This is a genomic window from Streptomyces sp. NPDC052301 (assembly GCF_044593395.1).
Classification (GTDB): domain Bacteria; phylum Actinomycetota; class Actinomycetes; order Streptomycetales; family Streptomycetaceae; genus Streptomyces.
The window spans coordinates 321,773-340,912 of record NZ_JBIUBE010000002.1; the positions used below are offsets into that span (position 1 = coordinate 321,773).

The 19,140-nt window shown below is 72.0% G+C and carries 15 protein-coding genes; 4 read left to right on the forward strand and 11 right to left on the reverse strand.

The annotated features are described in order from the left end of the window. Positions 1–6: 6 nt before the first annotated feature. Positions 7–1,254, reverse strand: a complete 1,248-nt coding sequence (locus ACIHEJ_RS05135; RefSeq protein ID WP_400132257.1) for a sarcosine oxidase subunit beta family protein — start codon at positions 1,252–1,254, stop codon at positions 7–9. After that, positions 1,254–2,591, reverse strand: a complete 1,338-nt coding sequence (gene glyA / locus ACIHEJ_RS05140; protein ID WP_400132258.1) for a serine hydroxymethyltransferase — start codon at positions 2,589–2,591, stop codon at positions 1,254–1,256. Before glyA ends, ACIHEJ_RS05135 begins: the two co-directional genes overlap by 1 nt. A gap of 101 nt (positions 2,592–2,692) precedes the next feature. Between glyA and ACIHEJ_RS05145 the strand changes: the two genes are divergently transcribed. After that, the gene (locus ACIHEJ_RS05145) at positions 2,693–3,346 is read left to right on the forward strand and encodes a GntR family transcriptional regulator (RefSeq protein WP_400132259.1); all 654 of its coding nucleotides are present in this window, start codon (positions 2,693–2,695) and stop codon (positions 3,344–3,346) included. A gap of 305 nt (positions 3,347–3,651) precedes the next feature. Next, positions 3,652–4,866 carry a cytochrome P450 gene (locus tag ACIHEJ_RS05150; RefSeq protein WP_400132260.1) on the forward strand — a complete coding sequence of 405 codons (1,215 nt, stop codon included), beginning with the start codon at positions 3,652–3,654 and terminating at the stop codon, positions 4,864–4,866. 192 nt (positions 4,867–5,058) lie between these two features. Here the strand turns inward: ACIHEJ_RS05150 and ACIHEJ_RS05155 are convergent, their stop codons facing one another. Genes ACIHEJ_RS05155 through ACIHEJ_RS05165 form a run of 3 tightly spaced genes read right to left on the reverse strand, consistent with a single transcriptional unit; the run spans position 5,059 to position 6,636 of the window. Continuing rightward, entirely contained in the window at positions 5,059–6,033 is a 975-nt protein-coding gene (locus tag ACIHEJ_RS05155; RefSeq protein ID WP_400132261.1) for a DMT family transporter, read from the reverse strand. Between the two features lie 36 nt (positions 6,034–6,069). Next, positions 6,070–6,402 carry a DUF3140 domain-containing protein gene (locus ACIHEJ_RS05160; protein ID WP_400132262.1) on the reverse strand — a complete coding sequence of 111 codons (333 nt, stop codon included), beginning with the start codon at positions 6,400–6,402 and terminating at the stop codon, positions 6,070–6,072. 6 nt (positions 6,403–6,408) lie between these two features. Continuing rightward, a complete protein-coding gene (locus tag ACIHEJ_RS05165) occupies positions 6,409–6,636 on the reverse strand; it encodes a DUF2945 domain-containing protein (RefSeq protein WP_400132263.1) in 228 nt (75 codons plus the stop codon). Positions 6,637–6,797: 161 nt separating this feature from the next. Here ACIHEJ_RS05165 and ACIHEJ_RS05170 point away from each other — a divergent pair, with 161 nt between their 5' ends. Next, positions 6,798–9,170: a SpoIIE family protein phosphatase gene (locus tag ACIHEJ_RS05170; RefSeq protein ID WP_400132264.1), complete on the forward strand. Its 2,373-nt coding sequence runs from the start codon at positions 6,798–6,800 to the stop codon at positions 9,168–9,170. 11 nt (positions 9,171–9,181) lie between these two features. On the opposite strand, the gene ACIHEJ_RS05175 is transcribed toward ACIHEJ_RS05170, so the two are convergent. Next, positions 9,182–11,251, reverse strand: a complete 2,070-nt coding sequence (locus ACIHEJ_RS05175) for a SpoIIE family protein phosphatase (RefSeq protein ID WP_400132265.1) — start codon at positions 11,249–11,251, stop codon at positions 9,182–9,184. Between the two features lie 212 nt (positions 11,252–11,463). Between ACIHEJ_RS05175 and ACIHEJ_RS05180 the strand changes: the two genes are divergently transcribed. Further along, the gene (locus ACIHEJ_RS05180) at positions 11,464–12,603 is read left to right on the forward strand and encodes a hypothetical protein (RefSeq protein ID WP_400132266.1); all 1,140 of its coding nucleotides are present in this window, start codon (positions 11,464–11,466) and stop codon (positions 12,601–12,603) included. A gap of 67 nt (positions 12,604–12,670) precedes the next feature. On the opposite strand, the gene ACIHEJ_RS05185 is transcribed toward ACIHEJ_RS05180, so the two are convergent. The 5 genes from ACIHEJ_RS05185 to ACIHEJ_RS05205 form a co-directional block, all read right to left on the reverse strand. Then, positions 12,671–13,645 carry an antibiotic biosynthesis monooxygenase gene (locus ACIHEJ_RS05185; RefSeq protein WP_400132267.1) on the reverse strand — a complete coding sequence of 325 codons (975 nt, stop codon included), beginning with the start codon at positions 13,643–13,645 and terminating at the stop codon, positions 12,671–12,673. Positions 13,646–13,651: 6 nt separating this feature from the next. Beyond that, complete coding sequence (locus ACIHEJ_RS05190) at positions 13,652–16,369, reverse strand: molybdopterin-dependent oxidoreductase (RefSeq protein WP_400132268.1); 2,718 nt, start codon at positions 16,367–16,369, stop codon at positions 13,652–13,654. Next, on the reverse strand, positions 16,366–17,193 hold the full coding sequence (locus ACIHEJ_RS05195) for an FAD binding domain-containing protein (protein ID WP_400132269.1): 828 nt from the start codon (positions 17,191–17,193) through the stop codon (positions 16,366–16,368). The genes ACIHEJ_RS05190 and ACIHEJ_RS05195 overlap by 4 nt, the downstream gene beginning before the upstream one ends. Positions 17,194–17,403: 210 nt before the next feature. After that, entirely contained in the window at positions 17,404–18,315 is a 912-nt protein-coding gene (locus ACIHEJ_RS05200; protein WP_400132270.1) for an SDR family oxidoreductase, read from the reverse strand. 37 nt (positions 18,316–18,352) lie between these two features. After that, positions 18,353–19,129, reverse strand: coding sequence for an SDR family oxidoreductase (locus tag ACIHEJ_RS05205; RefSeq protein WP_400132271.1), 777 nt, complete (start codon positions 19,127–19,129; stop codon positions 18,353–18,355). Positions 19,130–19,140 lie beyond the last annotated feature (11 nt).

A 19,140-nucleotide genomic window follows, 5' to 3' on the forward strand; every position in this document is an offset into this window, starting at 1 on the left:
AGGTCGTCAGTGGGCGACGGCGGCTGCGCCGTGCTCGTCGACCAGCGCGCCGGTGGTGAAGCGGTCGAGGGTGAAGGGCGCGTTGTAGGGGTGGGGTTCGCCGGTGGCGATGGTGTGCGCGTAGGCCCAGCCGACGCCCGGTGTGGCCTTGAAGCCGCCGGTGCCCCAGCCGCAGTTGAGGTACAGGTTCTCGACGGGGGTGAGTCCCACGATGGGTGAGGCGTCCGGGGTGACGTCGACGATGCCGGCCCAGGTGCGCAGCAGGTGGGCGCGGGCGAAGACCGGGAAGAGCTCCAGCGCGGCGGCCATCTGGCGTTCCAGGATGTGGAAGGAGCCGCGCTGTCCGTAGCCGTTGTAGCTGTCGATGCCGGCGCCCATGACGAGTTCGCCCTTGTGGGCCTGGGAGACGTACACGTGCACGGCGTTCGACATCACGACGGTCGGGTGCACCGGTTCGAGGAGCTCGGAGACCAGCGCCTGCAGCGGGTGGCTCTGCAGCGGCAGCCGCAGGCCCGCCATGGCGGCCAGTACCGAGGAGTGGCCCGCGGCGGCGAGGGCGACCTTTCCGGCGGCGATGGGGCCCCGGCTGGTCCGTACCCCTGTCACGCGGCCGTGCTGGATGTCCAGGCCGGTGACTTCGCAGTCCTGGATGAGGTCGATGCCGTAGTCGTCGGCCCTGCGCGCGAAGCCCCAGGCGACGTAGTCGTGCTTGGCGATGCCCGCGCGGGGCTGGTAGGTGGCGCCGAGCACCGGATGGCGCACGTCGGGAGAGACGTTGACGATGGGACAGACCTTGGCGACCTCGTCCGGCTCCAGCCACTCGGCGTCGATGCCGTTGAGCCGGTTGGCAAAGACGCGGCGCTTGCTGTCGCGGACGTCCTGAAGGCTGTGGGCGAGGTTGAGGACGCCGCGCTGGCTGAAGAGGATGGGGTAGTCCAGGTCTTCCTCGAGGGTCTCCCACAGCTTCAGCGCGTGCTCGTAGATGCCGGAGCTCTCGTCCCAGAGGTAGTTGGACCGGATGATGGTGGTGTTGCGGGCCATGTTGCCGCCCGCGAGCCAGCCCTTCTCCAGGACCGCGATGTCGGTGATGCCGTGGTTCTTGGCCAGGTAGTAGGCGGTGGCCAGGCCGTGTCCGCCGGCGCCGACGACGACGACGTCGTACGACGGCTTGGGGTCGGGGTTGCGCCACAGGAAGTCGGGGTGGTCGGGCAGGACGTCGCCGGGCGTGGTGGGCGCGTGGTCGGACGGGTGCATCACTGACGAGCCTCCTGGGCCGCAGACTGCGGATCGGCGGGGTACAGCGGGAAGCGGTCGGTCAGGACCCGGACGCGTCGGCGCAGCGCGGCAGCAGCCTGATCGTCGAAGCCGGGCAGGAAGGCCGTCGCGACGATGTCGGCGACCTCCGTGAACTCCTCGGCCCCGAAGCCGCGGGCGGCGAGGGCGGGGGTGCCGATGCGGACGCCGGAGCTGATCATCGGCGGGCGCGGGTCGAAGGGGACGGCGTTGCGGTTGACGGTGATGCCGATCCGGTGCAGCCGGTCCTCGGCCTGCCGGCCGTCGAGTTCGCAGTGGCGCAGGTCCACCAGCACCAGGTGCACGTCCGTGCCTCCGGTCAGCACGCTCACACCGGCGGACCGGGTGTCCTCGGCCAGCAGCCGCTCGGCCAGGATCGCGGCCCCTTCCAGGGTGCGGCGCTGACGGTCGGCGAACTCCGGCTGGGCGGCCATCCTGAAGGCCACGGCCTTCGCCGCGACGACGTGTTCCAGGGGGCCGCCCTGCTGGCCGGGGAAGACCGCCGAGTTGATCTTCTTGGCGAGGTCGGCGGTGGACAGGACGACACCGCCGCGGGGGCCGCCGAGTGTCTTGTGGGTGGTGGTGGTCACCACGTGCGCGTGCGGTACGGGAGAGGGGTGCAGCCCGGCGGCGACCAGGCCCGCGAAATGGGCCATGTCGACCATCAGGTAGGCGTCGACCTCGTCCGCGATGCGGCGGAACTCGGCGAAGTCGAGCCGGCGCGGGTAGGCCGACCAGCCGGCCACGATCAGCTTCGGCCGGTGCTCGTGGGCGAGCGTGCGGACCTGCTCCATGTGGATGCGGTGGTCGTGCTCGTCGACCTGGTAGGCGGCCGCCTTGTACAGGCGCCCGGAGAAGTTGAGCCGCATGCCGTGGGTGAGGTGTCCGCCGTGGGCCAGCTCCAGGCCCAGGATCGTGTCGCCCGGCTGCAGCAGGGCGGCCATGGCGGCGGCGTTGGCCTGCGCGCCGGAGTGGGGCTGCACGTTGGCGGCTTCGGCCCCGAACAGTTCCTTCACGCGCTCGATGGCGAGCTGCTCGATGGCGTCGACGTGCTCGCAGCCGCCGTAGTAGCGGCGCCCCGGGTAGCCCTCGGCGTACTTGTTGGTCAGCACCGAGCCCTGGGCCTGCATGACCGCGAGCGGCGCGAAGTTCTCGCTCGCGATCATCTCCAGCGTGCCGCGCTGCCGGGCCAGCTCCGCCTCGACGGCCATGGCGATCTCGGGATCGAAGTCGTGGAGCCGAGCGTCGAGGACGGCGGAGCGGCGGGCTCGGGCCTGCGCGGGGGCGGGGTCAGTCATGCGAACTCCAACGGGAGCGACTAAAAGACGACTGATATATCAACCTGTTGTGTGCGGTACAGTAGGCAGGCGACTCGGGAACGTCAAGGGAGGGATGCGCGGTGACTTCTTCCACCGTCGCCGGTCACGGCGGTGAGACGCTGGCCGACCAGGCCTATCGCAGCATCTCGGACCGCCTCGTCACGCTCCGGATCCGCCCCGGGGAGCCGATCAACGACGAGCGGATCGCCGCGGAACTGGGTTTCGGGCGCACGCCGGTGCGGGAGGCCCTCAAGCGGCTGGAGCACGAGCGCCTGATCGTCTCCTACCCGCGGCGCGGCACCTTCGCCACCGAGGTCCACATCGCCGATCTCGGACACATCTCGGAGGTCCGTCAGCAGCTGGAACCGCTCGCCGCCGCCCTGGCCGCCGAACGCGCCGGCGAGGACGACCGCGCCGTCCTCAGCCGGCTGCTGGACCGGCTGTCGGACACGTCCGAGGGCGGGACGGACCTGATCCGGCTCGACATGACCGTGCACCGCGCCATCTACGCGGCCACCCGCAATCCCTACCTCGAGGACACGCTGATCAGGTACGACAACCTGGCCACGCGGATCTGGTGCCTGTTCCTCGACCGTCTTCCGGGGCTGGCGGGTCACGTCCACGAACACGGGCCGCTGCTGCGCGCCGTCGTCGACCGCGACGTGGAGAAGGCCAGGGCTCTCGCCGCGAGCCACGTCGAGGGTTTCGCGGCGGCGATCCGCGGGGTCATCTGAGGCCCGACGGCGGAGCCCTCGCGGACGCCCGACGGCGCTGTCCTCGCCGGTGACACCCTCGCAGGCACGGCACCGGCGCGGTGCGAAGCGATTCGTTTCCCGGAGCGCTTGTTCTGCGAGACCGGTCGAGCTGCCGCATATTGGGTGCATGTGGCCTCTTCCAGACAGACCGGAGCCCAGGCTTCCGCGACTGCCTGATCAGCGCCTTCAGCCCACGCGGCCACCGCGACGACGCTGAAGGGCCGACACGGGGAAGGCCGACATTCTCGGAAGTGATGCGCCCCGCGGCGCACAGAGGAGGATGCATGTCGTTCGACGACACGGCAGTGCTCGACTGCCCCTTCGACTTCGCCCACGCCCTGGAGTTCGACCCGTCACTGGCCGCGCTGGCGCAGGACGGTCCGGTCAGCCGGATCCGCCTGCCCTACGGCGAGGCGGAGGCGTGGCTGGTGACCAGCTTCGCCGGAGTGCGTCAGGTGACGTGCGACCCGAGGTTCAGCCGGGCGGCGATCGTCGGGCGCGACTACCCGAGGATGACGCCCGAGCCCATCGTGTCGCCGGAATCGATCAACGTGGCGGACCCGCCGCACGGCACCCGGTTGCGGCACGTGGCGGCCCAGGCGTTCACCCGGGAGCGGGTGGCCCGCATGCGGCCGGCCGTCGACCGGGTGACGGCCGGGCTGCTCGCCGAGATGGCCGAGGTGGGGCCGCCCACGGATCTGGTGACGCATCTGTCGGTCCCGCTGCCGCACCTCACCATCTGCGAGCTGCTCGGCGTCCCCGAGGCCGACCGCGAGCCGCTGCGCGCGTGCACCATGCGGCTCCTGGCCACCTCTCCGGACGCCCAGCAGGACGCGGCCGACGCCAAGGCCTCGCTGCGGGCGTACTTCGCCGCGCTGGTCCCGGACCGGCGCGGCACACCGGGCGAGGACCTGCTCAGCGCGATGGCCGCCGCCCCGGTGCCGGAGGGCGAGCAGCCGCTGAGCGACGACGAGTTGGCGGTGCTGGCCGTCACGCTCATCCTCAGCGGCAACGACACCGCGACCTGCCAGATCAGCAACATCGCCTACACGTTGCTGACCCGGCCCGACGAACGGGCCAAGCTCGTCGGCGACCCCGACCGGCTCCCGGGCGCGCTGGAGGAGCTGCTGCGGTTCATCCCGTTCCGCAAGGGCGTGGGCATCCCCCGGCTCGCGCTGGAGGACGTGGAGGTCGAGGGAACCGTCATCAGCGCCGGAGACTACGTGCACGTGTCCTACCTGACCGCCAACCGCGACCCGGCCGTCTTCCCCGACCCGCACACGCTCGACCTGGAACGGTCGGTGCGTCCGAACATGACGTTCGGCTGGGGCGGCCACCACTGCCTCGCCGCGCCGCTCGCGCGGGCGGAGCTGGAGAGCGCGATCAGCGGGCTGCTGACCCGCTTCCCGCGCCTGCGGCTGGACGTCGCCCCCGACGACATCCGCTGGGACACCGGGACCATCCGCCGCTTCCCCGTGCGCCTGCCGGTCACCTGGTGACGCCGGGCGGGACCGCCCGCCCCTCGTCGGACCCGGGGCCCCCGGCCCCGGGTCCGGTGCGCTCTGCCCAGCATGCCGTGGCCCTTCCGCCGCGGGCTCGGCTTCGGGGGGCGGGCGTGAGACGGGCAGGGTTCTGGTCGTACCAGCCGCCGTTGCCGCCCTGACGGGCCCCTGCGCCGCCCGGCGGACGATTCAGTCCCCGGCGTCCTCGCGCCGCCCCGGAAGCGGGGAGGCGGGTGCCTCTTTCCGGCGGAGGCCACTGGCCGGGCCCCTGTCCGCCCCGGGTCTGCGGGCGGTGATGAAGTACGCGCTGACGAGGATCAGCAGGCATCCGGCGAGTTGCAGCGGACCGGGCCGTTCGCCCAGGACCACGGCGCCCAGTGCCACCGCTCCCACCGGCGTGAGCAGGAGCAGGATCGCGCCGACGTGGCTGGCCAGGTGCGGCGAGGCGGTGGCGACCAGCAGCCAGCCCACGACCTGGCTGGAGACCGCCACGGCCAGCAGCCGGCCCAGGACCCGCCAACCGGGTGCGAGGTCGAACCCGTACCACGCCAGGCCGGCGAGCATCGACACCACGGCGGCCGACGCGACGACCACCGTGTACAACTGCCGTACGTGCCCACCGCGGCCGCCCCGGCGCAGCAGGTACAGGAACCCGGAGTAGCACACCGCCGCGAGAACGGCGTGCACGGTGCCCGAGCGCGGGTCGGTGCCGACCGCCGTACCGTGTTCGAGGACGCCGCCGGTCAGCACGACGCCCAGAAGCAGCGGCGGCAGCCACCCCAGGAAGCGCGCGGGCACGGGCTCCCGGTCGATCGCCCAGGCGATCAGGGGCACCAGCACCACCTGCACGTTCACCAGTACCGTCGACAGCCCGGCGCCCACCTCCGCGATCGCCTGTGTCCACAACAGCATGTCGCCGGCGAACAGCGCTCCCGCCATGAGCGCGAGCCCGTACAGCCGCCGCGGTGGCCCTCCCTCACGTCGGCGCTCCGCCCCCGCGAGGACCAACAGGGCGGGCAGCGCCAGGAGGCACCGGTGGAACGAGGCCGTTCCCGGTGTGGTGTGCGCCAGGTCGAGCAGGACGGCCGAGGCGGACACGCACAGCGCGCCGACGGCCATGCTCCAGCCCGGGCCCCGGCCACCTCTCGTCAGCCGGTGGCGCATGGGCGACGGTGACCTCCTCTCGTAGGCGCCTCCCCGTCAGGCCAGCGGGTCATGGCCCCAGTTCATCAGTGAGTACCGCCACCGGGTGTCCCGCACGTCTCCCGGGGGGCGCTGGGCCAGATGGCGCCGGATGTACCCGACCACCTTGCGCATGTGCTGGTAGTCGTCGTCCGAGAGCTCGTCCTTCTTCACCCGCAGGATCTCCGTGATCCGACGGCCGGACGCGTGCCCGGTGGACTCGCCTCCGTCCTCGTGCTGTCCGGCACTGTGCGACTCGTCGGTGTCCAGCCACGTGCCCAGTTCGGCCGGTGTCATGTTCACCAGCTCGCAAAAGTCGTCCCAGGTCTCCTCGCGCTCCTCGTCGTCCACGCCGCCTCACTTCTTCTTCAGCGCGGACGGCTTGTGCACCGCGGACCTGCCGGACTTCTCGCTTCGGACCTCGTACTGCGGCTCGTCGGGTGACGCGTCCACCGGGCGGCCCGCCGCCTCGGTGCGCTCGGTGATCTTCTTCGTCACCTCGCCCTCTGCCCGACCGCCATGGCTCTGCCAGGCCACCTTGTCGCCCTTCCGCAGCTTCCTGCCCTCGTCACGGCTTCTCGCCATACGCCACGCTCCTTCACGGACGACGAGCCTGTTTCTTCCGGACGGGACTGCTCTTCCAGGGTGAGGGCGTCGTACCCGTCGCGCAGCTTCCCGCCCGGCATCCAGGTTGTCGTCCGTCGTGTGGCACGGGATGCTGAGGGGGCAGGAAGGGAAGCGGTGCCATGGATCGTTTTCCGAAGGCGGCCAATGTCGATTTCCACAGTCCCCTGGACCTCTCCAAGGCCGCCGCCGCAGTGCTGGACGACGAAGGCCGCATCTCCGGATGGGCATCCTCGGCGCAGCGTCTGCTCGGACACGCACCCGAGGACGTGCTGGGCCGGCCGGCCGCCGGGCTGGTGGCAGCGACCCCGGGACAGCGGCTGTCCGCCCTCTGCAGGGCACACCGGCCGCGCGGCGCCGTCCTGGACCTGTGCTGCCGGGAAGGACGTACCCTGCGCGCGGCCGTGACGCTCAGCCCGCTCGCGCACCGGGGCGTCGCCGCGACCGTCGTGGTCGCGGCCGAGCTGGAGGCGCAGCGCTGCTGGGAGGCGCAGCTGGCGCTGCTGCAGGGACTGGCGACCGAGTCCTCCGTGGGCCTGACGATCTTCGACACCGAGGGGCGCGTGGTCTGGGGGAACGTATCCACCGATCTGGAGCTCGCGGGAATCGCCCAGTACATCGGCCGGCCGGCCGCGGATCTCTTCCCCGAGGGCGAATTCATCTCCCGCCACCATCCCCCGGACGAGGACCAGATCATGGAGCACGTGCTGGCGACGGGAGAACCGATCCTCGGCATGCACTATCGGGGGCGCGCCCCCGCCGACCCGGTGCGCGAGCACGTCTGGTCCTGCTCGTACCACCGGCTGGTGGACGCCCGCGGCGAACCGCTGGGGCTGTTCGAGGAGTCCTTGGACATCACCGACCGCTACCGCGCCCAGGAACGCCTGTCGCTGCTGGTGCGGGCGGGAAAGCGCATCGGAGCCTCGCTGGACGTGCGCCGTACGGCCGCGGAGCTGGCCGACGTGGCGGTACCGCAGCTGGCCGACGAGGTGCTGGTGGACCTGCCGCCGGCGGTCATCGAGGGACGGCAGCCGCCGACGGGGTCGGCGCCGGGGCACAGTCTGCTGCGGATGCACGGGCGGACCCCGGAGGAGTTCCGGACCAGCCCCGTCTCGTACCCGCCCTCGTCACCGCAGGCCCTGAGCCTGGTCACCAGCCGCCCCGTCGTCGACGCCTCCCGGAACGAGGCGCCCGACGGTGCGGGATCGGCTCCCGCGCAGTCCTGTCTCTTCGTCCCCCTGCTCACCCGCGAGGCGGTCCTGGGCCTGGCCACCTTCCGGCGCAGCACCAACCCCGACCCCTTCGGCGCCGAGGAGCAGGCACTCGCCGTGGAACTGGCCGAGCGGGCCGCCGTCGGCATCGACAACGCCCGCCGCTACACGAGCCAGCACGCGGCGGCCCTGGTGCTGCAGCGAAGCCTGCTGCCCCAGCACCTGCCCGAGCAGAGCGCGGTCGACGTGGCGTACCGCTACCTGCCCGCCGACAGCCGGGTGGGCGTGGGCGGCGACTGGTTCGACGTGATCCCGCTGTCCGGTGCCCGGGTGGGCCTGACCGTCGGCGACGTGGTCGGCCACGGCGTGCACGCGGCCGCGACCATGGGCCGGTTGCGCGCCACGGTACGGACCCTGGCCCTGCTGGACCTGGATCCGGCCGAGCTGCTCACCCGGCTGGACGACCTGGTCGCGCAGGACTCCGGGTCCGACGCGGACGACGGGCTGAGCGACGAGGCGCTCGGGGTGACCTGCCTGTACGCGATCTACGACCCGGTCAGCGGCCGGTGCGTCTGGGCGAGCGCGGGGCATCCCTCGCCGATCGTGGCCGATGCGAACGGCTCGGTGGCCCTGTCCGCGCTGGCGCCGGGGCCGCCGCTGGGGCTGGGGGGGCTGCCCTACGAGAACGTCGAGATGAGCCTGTCCAGCGGCAGCGTGGTGGCGTTCTTCACCGACGGTGTCGTGGAGGACCGGCGCACCGACATCGACAGCGGGATCGACCGCCTGGCCCATGTACTCAGCTGGCAGCGGTGCCCCGTCGAGGAGCTGTGCGACCGGGCGTTGTCGACGTTGCCGCCCGGGGCGCAGGCGGACGACGCCACGCTGCTGCTCGTCCGCACCCGGCGGCTGGGCACCGACCATGTGGTGGACCTGGAGCTGCCGCCCGACCCGGCCATGGTGGCTGAGGCCCGCACGCTCACGGAGCGCCAGCTGGAGGCGTGGGGGCTGTCCGACCTGTCGTTCACCGCCGCCCTCGTGGTGAGCGAGCTGGTCACCAACGGCATCCGGTACGCCACCGGACCCGTCATGCTGAGACTCATCAGGGACCGCTGCCTGCTCTGCGAGGTCTCCGACAGCGCGCACACCGCACCCCACCTGCGGCGGGCGCGGCGGGACGACGAGGGAGGCCGCGGCCTGTTCCTCGTCGCGCAGGTGTCCCAGCGCTGGGGCACGCGCTACACCGCGTCCGGCAAGACCATCTGGGCCGAGCTGGCCCTCCCCTAGGGCCTGTCCGCTCAGGGCCCGGCTCGGACGACGAGCAGCGCGACGTCGTCCTCGCCGCCGGGCGACCGCAGCAGGTCCAGGACGCGGTCGCAGATCTCCTCCAGCTCCTGGCCGCAGCTCGCGGTGAAGGCGTCGAGGAGGGTGTTCAGTCGGGCGTCGATCGGTTCGCTCCGGGTCTCGACCAGGCCGTCGGTGTAGAGGGCCAGCGCGTCGCCGGGACGCAGGGCGATGGTGGCGGCCTCGAAAGGGACCCCGCCGACGCCCAGCGGTGCGCCGGCGGGCAGCTCGAGCAGCTGTGCTGCCTGGCCGGCCCGCATCAGAGCCGGTGGGAGGTGGCCGGCGAGGCAGATCTCGCACTGGCCGCGGTGCGGGTCGTAGACGCAGTAGATGCAGGTGGTGATGGTCTGCTCGACGCCTTCGGTCAGGTGATCCAGGTGGTGCAGGGCCTCGGCCGGGGCGAGGTCGAGTTCCGCGAAGGCCCGGGCGGCGCTGCGCAGTTGCCCCATGGTGGCGGCGGCGTTGATGCCGCTGCCCATGACGTCCCCGACGACCAGGGCGGTCTTGTCCCCCCGGAGCGGTATGGCGTCGTACCAGTCGCCGCCGATCTCGCTCGTGGCCCCGGCCGGCTGGTAGCGGCAGGCCACCTCCAAGCCCGGCAGACGCGACTGGAGTTCGGGGAGCAGACTGCGCTGGAGGGTGAGGGCCGCATGGCGCTGTGCCTGGTACCCGCGGGCGTTGTCGATGCAGACCGCGGCGCGGGCGGCCAACTCCCAGGCGAGCACCGCGTCGTCGTCGTCGAAGGGGGCGGGGTTCCGGGTGCGTGTGAGGTCGAGGGCGCCGAGGACCTCGCCCCGGGCCATGAGCGGTACGGCCAGGTAGGAGTGCACGCCCGCGGCGTCGAGGAGGGAGGCGGCCTCGCCGTGGCGGGCGATGCGTTCCAGATCCCGGCGAGTGGTGTGGGGCACCAGGACCGGTCGGCGGGTCCGCACGCACCGGGTGATCAGGCGGTCGCTGCCGTAGGTGACGAGTGATCCTGGCGGGTCGGCCGCGTGGACTGCCTCGGTGGTGGGGGCCGCGGTGACGGCGAGGGCGCGGAAGAAGGCCGGGCCCTCCTCCGGCGCGGTCCGGCCCTCCAGGACGCTGTCCAGTACGTCCACGGCCGCCACGTCGGCCAGGACCGGCACGACGACGTCGGCGAGCTCGCGTGCCGTCGTCTCCAGATCGAGGGTGGTGCCCACGCAGGCGGAGGTCTCGGCGATCAGCGCCAGCCGTTGCCGGGCCCGTGTGGCCTCCGCGGCCGCTCGATGACGCTCGGTGACGTCGATGACGGAGTAGGCCAGGCCCAGCACCCTCCCGCCGGAGTCCTCCAGCCGGTAGTACGAGACGGACCAGGCGTGGTCGTGGTCCGGGTCACCGGGGGGACGGCAGACGATGTCCCGGTCCACGACCGACTCGCCGGTCTCCAGGACCCGGCGCAGACGTGCCTCGGGGTCCGTGTCCAGGAAGGTCAGGATGTCCCCGGCCGACCGGCCGAGACGCTCGGCGGCGGACTGGCCGGTGATGCGTTCGAGAGCGGGATTCACGGCCACGTACCGCAGGTCCGCGTCGAGGATCGCCAGCCCGACCGGGGACTGGGACACCAGCCGCATGGCCAGGGCGGCGTTGCGCTCGACCCGCTCCACCGTGGCCTGGTCCGCGGCGAGGCCGAGGACGTAGACGTCACCGAGGTCGTCCAGCAGCCGCATGTTGCGGAACTCCACCAGGCGGGTGCTGCCGTCCTTGTGCCGGATCGGGAAGGCTCCGGCCCAGTCGGTGCCGGACTCCATGACCTCGGCGAACAGCCTGATCACCTCGTCCTGGTGCTCCTCGTGGACCGTCAGCGGAGCCGCGTACTGGCCCAGCGCCTCCGCCGCGGTGTAGCCGAACAGCTCCTCGGCCTTCCGGCTCCAGAAGACCACCTGTCCCCGGGCGTTCAGGACCACCGCGGCGACGCTGAGCAGGTCGAGCAGGCCACTGGGCGGCGCGCTGGGCGCCGCCCCCGGCCGGCCGTCGCCTGCTCGGGAGGAGTCAGTCGTGCCCATGCCTCATCTTCCCTCCCGCCCGGGTGTCCCGGCTCGTGCGGGTCCGGCGGGGATTGCCTTCCTCCATCGTCGTACCGGACCGGGGCACCACACACCTGGACCGGCGCCCCGGGGCGACCGACTGACAATCGTTTTCACCGGGCCGCCCTGGGTCCCTCGGCCAACCGCCGCGTCGGTGCGTCCCTCTTCCTCCGTGAGCGAGAGGGGGAGTCATGAGGACGCGATGGCAGCGGGTGGTGGCCGTGGGGACAGTGGGCGGAGTGCTGAGCTGCGGAGGCCTGGCGGGGCCGGCCGTGGCCGGCGAGGACCCTCCGTCGATCAGCCAGGCCTATGCCGACCCCCGGCCCGGTGAGGCCATCGGGATCGATCTGGTCGGCTACGAGCGGAAACCGGGCGTGCGTCTGGTGGCCGAATCACCGGTCTTCGCGGCCCCGATCCGGATGGACGGCCCTGCCGGGGACACCGGCGGGTTCGGTTACAAGGCGCCCATCCCGGCGTCCGCCGAGCCCGGATCGTATCCGCTCGTCGTCAAGGCCCGGGGGAAGGTCCTGGCCCGTGACACCATCGTCGTCGAGCCGCCGAGACGTCCGTCCGTCGAAGTGGACACCGGGGGCGCGGGGCGGCCTGGCATCAAGGTGAACGTGTTCTTCGACGACCTGTATCCCGGGGAGACCGGCCGTTCCTTCACGGCCCGTTCCACGGCGTTCAGCTCGCCGGTCCGCCTCGCGCACGACAAGGGCTGGAACAACGTCCGCACGTTCAACGCCTTCGAGGTGCCGCTGCGGCAGACCCTGAAGGACGGGGCGTACCCGGTGTGGGTGACCGACGGGGACGGCAGGCGCAGGGCCGAGACCCGGCTGCGGATCCGCTCGGCCCGCCCCGGCGACGACGACTACCTCGGCAGGGCGAAGGGCCCGGCGTTCACCGGCGAGGGGGGCCATCCGTTCGAGGCCCGGACCGAGGGCTTCACGATCGTGGCGGGCAGGAAGGTGTACGTCAGCTGGCAGGACGCCCACCCGGACCCCGGGGAGGAGGAGCGGATGACCGCGACGTCCCCGGCGTTCCAGGCCCCGGCCAGGCTGAAGTCCGATCTCGTCAAGGGACATGAGGCGGACGACCCGGTCTTCTGGGGGCCGGCGAGGATCAGGCCCGACCTGGACCCCGGCACGTATCCCGTCACCGTCGTCAGCCACCGCGGGCGAGTGAGGAGGACCGGCTACCTCGTCGTCACCCAGGGCCCCAGGCACGGACTCCCGGCCGCGGTGTGGGCGGCCGCGGGCGCCGGAGCCGCCGCTCTGGGTGCCGCCGCGGTGTGGCTGATCCCCGGCCGCAGGCGAACGGCCCGCTCCTGACCCGGCGTTCCCGGCGGTGAGTGGGGGCAAGAGTGTGCGCTGCGCCCGTCCTCCGGGCGCTCGCCGGTCAGGGCAGTGTCCAGAACCGGACGGTGACGAGGTAGAAGAGGGCGGCCCACAAGGCCATCGCCACCGCGACGATGCCGAGGCCGCGGAGGCTGGTCCTGGCCGCCGGTTCGTCCGGTGGTGGCCGCAGCCATCGGCCGAGCAGCGGGTTCACGTAGTAGGGCATGGTGAGGAAGCTCATGATGAAGCTCGACAGCAGGTTGCCGACGAGCAGGCCGATCCAGAGCCGCAGGTGCAGCGGGGACAGTGCGAGCGTCAGCAGTACGACGGTCGGGTACAGGCCGACCCAGACCGCGAGGGAGGTCCTGGTCTCGGAGGGCGGCGGCGGTGCCTCCTTGCCGTTGCCCTCGAAGGCGAACCAGCTGCCGAACGAGTTGTCGATCGTCCGCAGTGCGAAGTCGCTGAACTTCTCGCCCTCGGCCAGGATCTCGTGCCGTCGGCGCGATGTCAGCCAGGCGTCGAGGTGCTCGGCGCTGTCGTAGCGGTACAGGGTGGTCCATTCCTCCTGCAGGCCCTCGATGGGGCGGAACAGCTCGGTCCCGCGGAACCCCTCGAACTTCCTCTCCTCCTCGACCATGTGGCGCTGCCAGGCGAGGAAGTCGTCGACCTGGCTCGGGTGCACGCGGTGGGTGACCACCACGGTGACCAGTGGATCCAGTGACCGGGTGCCGCTGCTGACCACCTGCTGGGTCGCCGGACCGTCGAAGTACTTGGCGCCGACGTCGAGATACGTCTGCCTGGTCGCGCTGTTGGTCCACGCCTGCAGATGCGCCACCGAGTCGAAGCGGTACACCACGACCCAGTCGGGTTGCAGCGGTGTCGGCGGGGAGACCTCGGCGCCGAGGAAACCGGGGTAGTAGGCGGCCGCGGCGTTGAGGTCCTCCTGCCATGTCCGGAACTCCTGCTCCATGCCGGGCAGGACCTTCTGGCCGATGATCGCCGTCGCCGCGGCGGCTACGTTCTTCCGGGTGCTCATGGTGGATCAGCCTGTCGACACCGGGTGCTCCGCGGGGAGTCGGCCGTAGATGCGTTCCGGAGTCAGCGGCAGCGCACGGTAGCGGACGCCCGTGGCGTCATGGACCGCGTTGGCGAGCGCCGGGGCCACCGGATTGATGCAGCACTCCGCCATCCCCTTCGCCCGCACGGGCCCCACCGAGTCCGCCGAGCCCACCAGGAGGATCTCGGTACGGGGGATGTCGGCGTAGGCGGGGATGCGGTAGTTCCTGAGGTTCGGGTTGACCATGACGCCGTTGTCGTCGACGTGATGGTTCTCGGTCAGCGCGAAGCCGATGCCCTGGGCGACACCGCCCTCGATCTGGCCCCGGACCTGCGCCGGGTTGATGATCACTCCGGCGTCCGCCGCCTGCACGCTGTACAGGATCCGTATCTCACCCGTCACACGGTGCACGGCGACCCGGAACCCCTGCGTGTTGGAGGTGACGCTCCGGGGCGATCCGTAGGCCTTGCGGGCAGCGGTGAACCGGATGCCGCGCGCCCTGGCCAGGGCGACGAGTTCGGCCAGCGACACCCGGCGGTCCCCGCAGACCACACCGTCGTCGTCCATCGTGCACATCACGACGTGCACCCCCGTGTGCGCCGCGGCGAACTCCAGGATGCGGTCGCGTACGGCGCCCGCCGCCCGCAGGACCGCATTGCCGGCCACGAAGAGGCCCGCGCTGGCGAAGGCACCGGTGTCGAACCCCGTGCGGTCGGTGTCGGACTGCACCAGACGGATCCGCGACGGTGTCGTGCCCAGCTGGTCGGCCGCGATCTGGACGTGGGCCGTGGATGTGCCCTCACCGAACTCGACCGTTCCGACGGCCAGTTCGTACACGATGTCGTCGCCCAGCGTGACCCAGGCCTCGGAGAGGTGCTCCGTCGGGGGCGCGGTCTCGTGCAGGGAACTCGCCACCCCGGCTCCGACGAGCCACTCGGGGCCGGGGGGCGGCTGCCCTGCCGTACGGGCCAGGGCGTCGCCCACCAGGTCGATGCACCGGGCGAGTCCGTCCTCGGTGAAGACCACGTCGTCGGGGCCGTCGTGCAGGGCGACCAGCGGCTCCCCCGGCCGCACGATGTTGCGCCGGCGCAGTTCGAGCGGGTCGATGTGCAGGGCGCGGGCCAGTTCGTCCATCGCCGACTCCACGGCGAACGCCGGCTGCGTCATCCCGTAGCCGCGCAGCGCCCCGCTCGGCACGGTGTTCGTGTAGACGGAGTACGCGTCGTACTTCTTGTGGGGACAGCGGTAGATCATGACGGCGGCTCCGCCCGCGTACAGCGTCTCGCCGCCGTGGTTGCCGTAGGCGCCCGTGTTGGACACGTTGCGTACCTGGAGCGCGGTGAGCGTTCCGTCGGCCTTCGCGCCGAGCTTGACCGTCAGGGTCATCGGATGCCGCGGCGAGGCCGTGGTGAACTCCTCCTCACGGGTGTACTCGAGACAGGCGGGCCGCCCGGTGTCCAGGGCGGCGAGCGCGACCAGGTCCTCCGTGATCACCTCCTGCTTGCCGCCGAACCCGCCGCCGACCCGTTTGCAGAACACCCTCAGCTGGTCCGGGCGCAGCGCGAACAGGTACTCGAGCTTGACCTTCGCGATCGACGGGGACTGCGAGCTCGTACGGACGTTCAGCCGGCCGTCCTCCATCCAGGCGATCGAGCCATGGGTCTCCAGGTGGGCGTGCTGCACCCGCGGTGAGACGTACGTGCCTTCGTGGATCACGTCGGCCGCGGCGAATCCGGCGTCGACGTCGCCGATGTGCGAGTGGAGTTCGATCAGGATGTTGTGGACGGGGTCGCGCACGAACGGATCGTGCGAGCCGTGCAGTTGGGGTGCGCCCTCGGCCATCGCCTCCTCGGGGTCGAACACCGCCGGCAGCACCTCGTACTCGACCGCCAGCCGTCGGCGGCCCTCCTCCGCCGCTCCCACCGTGTCGGCCAGGACGGCGGCGACGCGCTGGCCGGCGAATCGAACCGTGTCGTCCAGGATGTACGTGTCGTCGGGGTCGACCAGGTGGTCGGTGTGGATCGCCGTGGTGAAGCGGCGGCGGGGCACGTCCTGCCAGGTGTAGACCCGGTGCACGCCCGGCACCGCGAGTGCGGCGCTCTTGTCGATCGAGGCGATCCGGGCGTGCGCGTGGGGTGAGTGCAGCACCTTGAGGTGCAGCATGCCGTCGATGTGCGTGTCCATGGTGAACTCGGCGTGACCCGTCACCACGTCGTGCCCCGCGGGCGCGCCGACGCTGGTGCCCACGGCCCGGCCCGGTGCTGCCGTCTCCACCGCGCCGACACCCTTCACGGCGTCCTCGATCGCCCGGTATCCGGTGCAGCGGCAGAGGTTGCCCTTCAGCGCCCTCGGCAGATCCGCCTTCTGGTCCTCGGTGAAGGTCGCCGACGTCATGATCATCCCAGCCGTGCAGAAACCGCACTGGAACCCCGGGGCCTCCTCGAACTGCCGCTGCACGGGATGCAGGGCGCCGGGCCGGCCGAGGCCCTCGATCGTGGTCACCTCACGGCCGTCCGCGCGGAAGGCGGGCGTGATGCAGCTGTGTACCGGTACGCCCTCGAGCCACACCGTGCAGGCACCGCAGTCGCCCGCGTCGCACCCCTTCTTGACACCGAAGTGGCCGAGTTCGCGCAGGAAGGTGCGCAGGCACTGGCCGGGGGCCGGTTCCCGGTCGAACGTCCGGCCGTTCACGAGGTAGGTCATGGCAGGTCCCCAGCCGTGAGTTCGCGGCGAATCTCTTCGGCGAAGTGCCGGGTCAGGTGCCGACGGTGGTCAGGCGTCCCGTTGGGATCGGCGAACCAGACGTCGGCGGGTACGGCGTCGATGCTCTGCCGCAGGGTCCGGGCGTCGGGCAGGGAGTCGAAGGCGAGGCGGACCGGCCGTGTGGTGCCCGCGGTGACGGTGAGCAGCAGGTCGTTGCCTCCCAGCCGTTGCGTGCCGACGAGGAACACCGTCGACCGGCCGAGCCGGGTCAGCGTGAAGCGGCGGTGCGCGGTGCGTTTGCGCAGGGCGTTCCCCGGAACGATGACGCGCCGAAGGACCTCTCCGGGGAGGAGAACGTTGCGGTGGTCGCCCGTGACGAAATCGAGGGCGTCGACGAAGCGCACGGCACCGTCGGGCGCCCAGAGCTCGTACCGCGCCTCGAGCGCGACCGTCAGCGTGATCATCGGGCCGGCGGGCAGGGACATGCAGATGTTTCCGCCCACGGTCGCCGCGTTCCAGACCTTGAACGAGGACAGGAACGCCTCGCAGCTCTTGCGGAAGAGGATTCCGGCGGTCCAGCCCTTGGGCCACGGGTAGCCGTACAGGTCGCGGATGGTGCAGGTGGCACTGATCTCCAGGCCCTCGCCCGTCGGGACGAGCGGCTCCCAGGGCAGTGCCGTCAGGTCGATCAGCCTTCGCAGGTGCGGCTGCTCCACGGAATAGAGCCAGGTTCCGCCTGCGAGCCAGGCGTCGCCCTCGCGCCAGTCCGTGCCCGGCCGCTCGGACGGTCGCCGTATCACTTCGGTGATGGTGTTGAGGTCCATGAGAACCGACCTGCGGGAGAACGAGGTTGACAACCCGTTGACCGAGCGGATGTGGCCGCCGGGCCACACCGTTCCGGGTCACTGCGCCGGGAGGGGCCGGTCGGGCGAAGGCACCTTTTTCACAGGGTAGCGCAGCATGTGGTCGACGCCCGAGGGGAAGGTGACGGCGGCAGTGACCGATGCGCCACAGCGCGTCACGTCCTCCCCGCCCTACCGTGCCCCGTACACCGGCTGCGGCACCTCCGCCTCGGCAAGCAGCTTCAGCGTCGCCTCGCCCGCCTCGGCCGGGGTCCAGCGGGCGCCCTTGTCGGCGCTCGGGCCCGGGCGCCAGCCCTCCATGACGGTGATCCGGCCGCCCTCGGCCTCGAAGACCCGCCCCGTCACCCCGGCACTGGCGGCGGACCCCAGCCAGACCACGAGGGGGGAGACGTTCTCCGGGGCCATGGCGTCGAAGCCGCCCTCGGGGGCTGCCATGGCGTCGGCGAAGGTCTGCTCGGTCATCCGGGTGCGGGCGGCCGGGGCGATGGCGTTGACCTGGACGCCGTACCGGCTCGTCTCGGCGGCGGCGACGAGGGTCAGGGCGACGATCCCTGCCTTGGCGGCGGCGTAGTTGCCCTGGCCGACGCTGCCGAGGAGTCCGGCGCCGGAGCTCGTGTTGATCACGCGGGCCTCGGGGGTGCGGCCGGCCTCGGCCTCGGCGCGCCAGTGCGCGCAGGCATGCTTGAGCGGCAGGAAGTGTCCCTTGAGGTGGACGCGCATCACGGCGTCCCAGTCGTCCTCGTCGAGGTTGACGAGCATGCGGTCGCGCAGGAACCCGGCGTTGTTGACGAGGGTGTCCAGGCGGCCGAAGGTCTGCAGTGCGGTGGCGATGAGCGAGGCGGCGCCCTCGGGGGTGGCGACGTCACCGCCGTGACCGACCGCCTCGCCGCCGCGCGCGCGGATCTCGTCGACGACCTGCCGGGCCGGTCCGGGGGCGCCGCCCGTGCCGTCGAGGCCGACGCCGAGGTCGTTGACGACGACCTTGGCGCCCTCGGCGGCGAGGGCGAGGGCGTGCGCGCGGCCGAGCCCGCGGCCCGCGCCGGTGACGACGGCGACGCGTCCCGTGCAGATTCCCGTGGTCATGGCTCTCTGGTCCTTTCGATGAGGCCGGCGGAGGCGGTCACCTGTTGACGGTGGCGGCGTCGAGGAAGGCGGGGCGCTCTCCCGCGCCGTGGACGAGCAGGCTGGCGCCGCTGATGTACGCGGCACGGTCGGAGGCGAGGAAGACGCAGGCGTCGCCGACCTCGGAGGGCTCGGCGAGCCGGCCGAGCGGCACGGTGCGGCCGACGGCGGCGACACCGGCCTCGTCGCCGTAGTGCAGCTGGGACAGCTCGGTGCGGACCATGCCGAGGGTCACGGTGTTGACGCGGACGGCCGGGGCCCATTCGACGGCCATGGAGCGGGCGAGGTTCTCCAGGCCCGCCTTGGCCGCTCCGTAGGCCGCGGTGCCCGGTGAGGGGCGGGTCCCGCTGACGCTGCCGATCATCACGATCGACCCGCCGCCGTCCTGCCGGCGCATGACCTCGTACGCGGCGAGCGAGGCGTTCAGGGGGGTGAGGAGGTTCAGTTCGACGACGCGGGCGTGCCGTTCGGCTCCGCCCTCGCCGAGCAGCCGGAACGGGGTGCCCCCGGCGTTGTTGACCAGCGTGTCCAGCCGGCCGTGGTCGCCGCGGACCCGCTCGAACAGGGCGCCGACCGCAGCCGGGTCGCGCAGGTCGACGGGGAGGAAGCGGGCCGTGCGCCCGGCCGCCTCGACGGGGTGGTCCGGGGGGCGCCGCGCGCAGGCCACGACCTGCGCGCCCGCGGCGAGCAGGGCCCGGGTGATTCCCGCGCCGACGCCTCGCGTCCCACCGGTGACGACGGCGACGGAACCGGACAGATCGATGATCGCTGCCAATGGGCACCTCC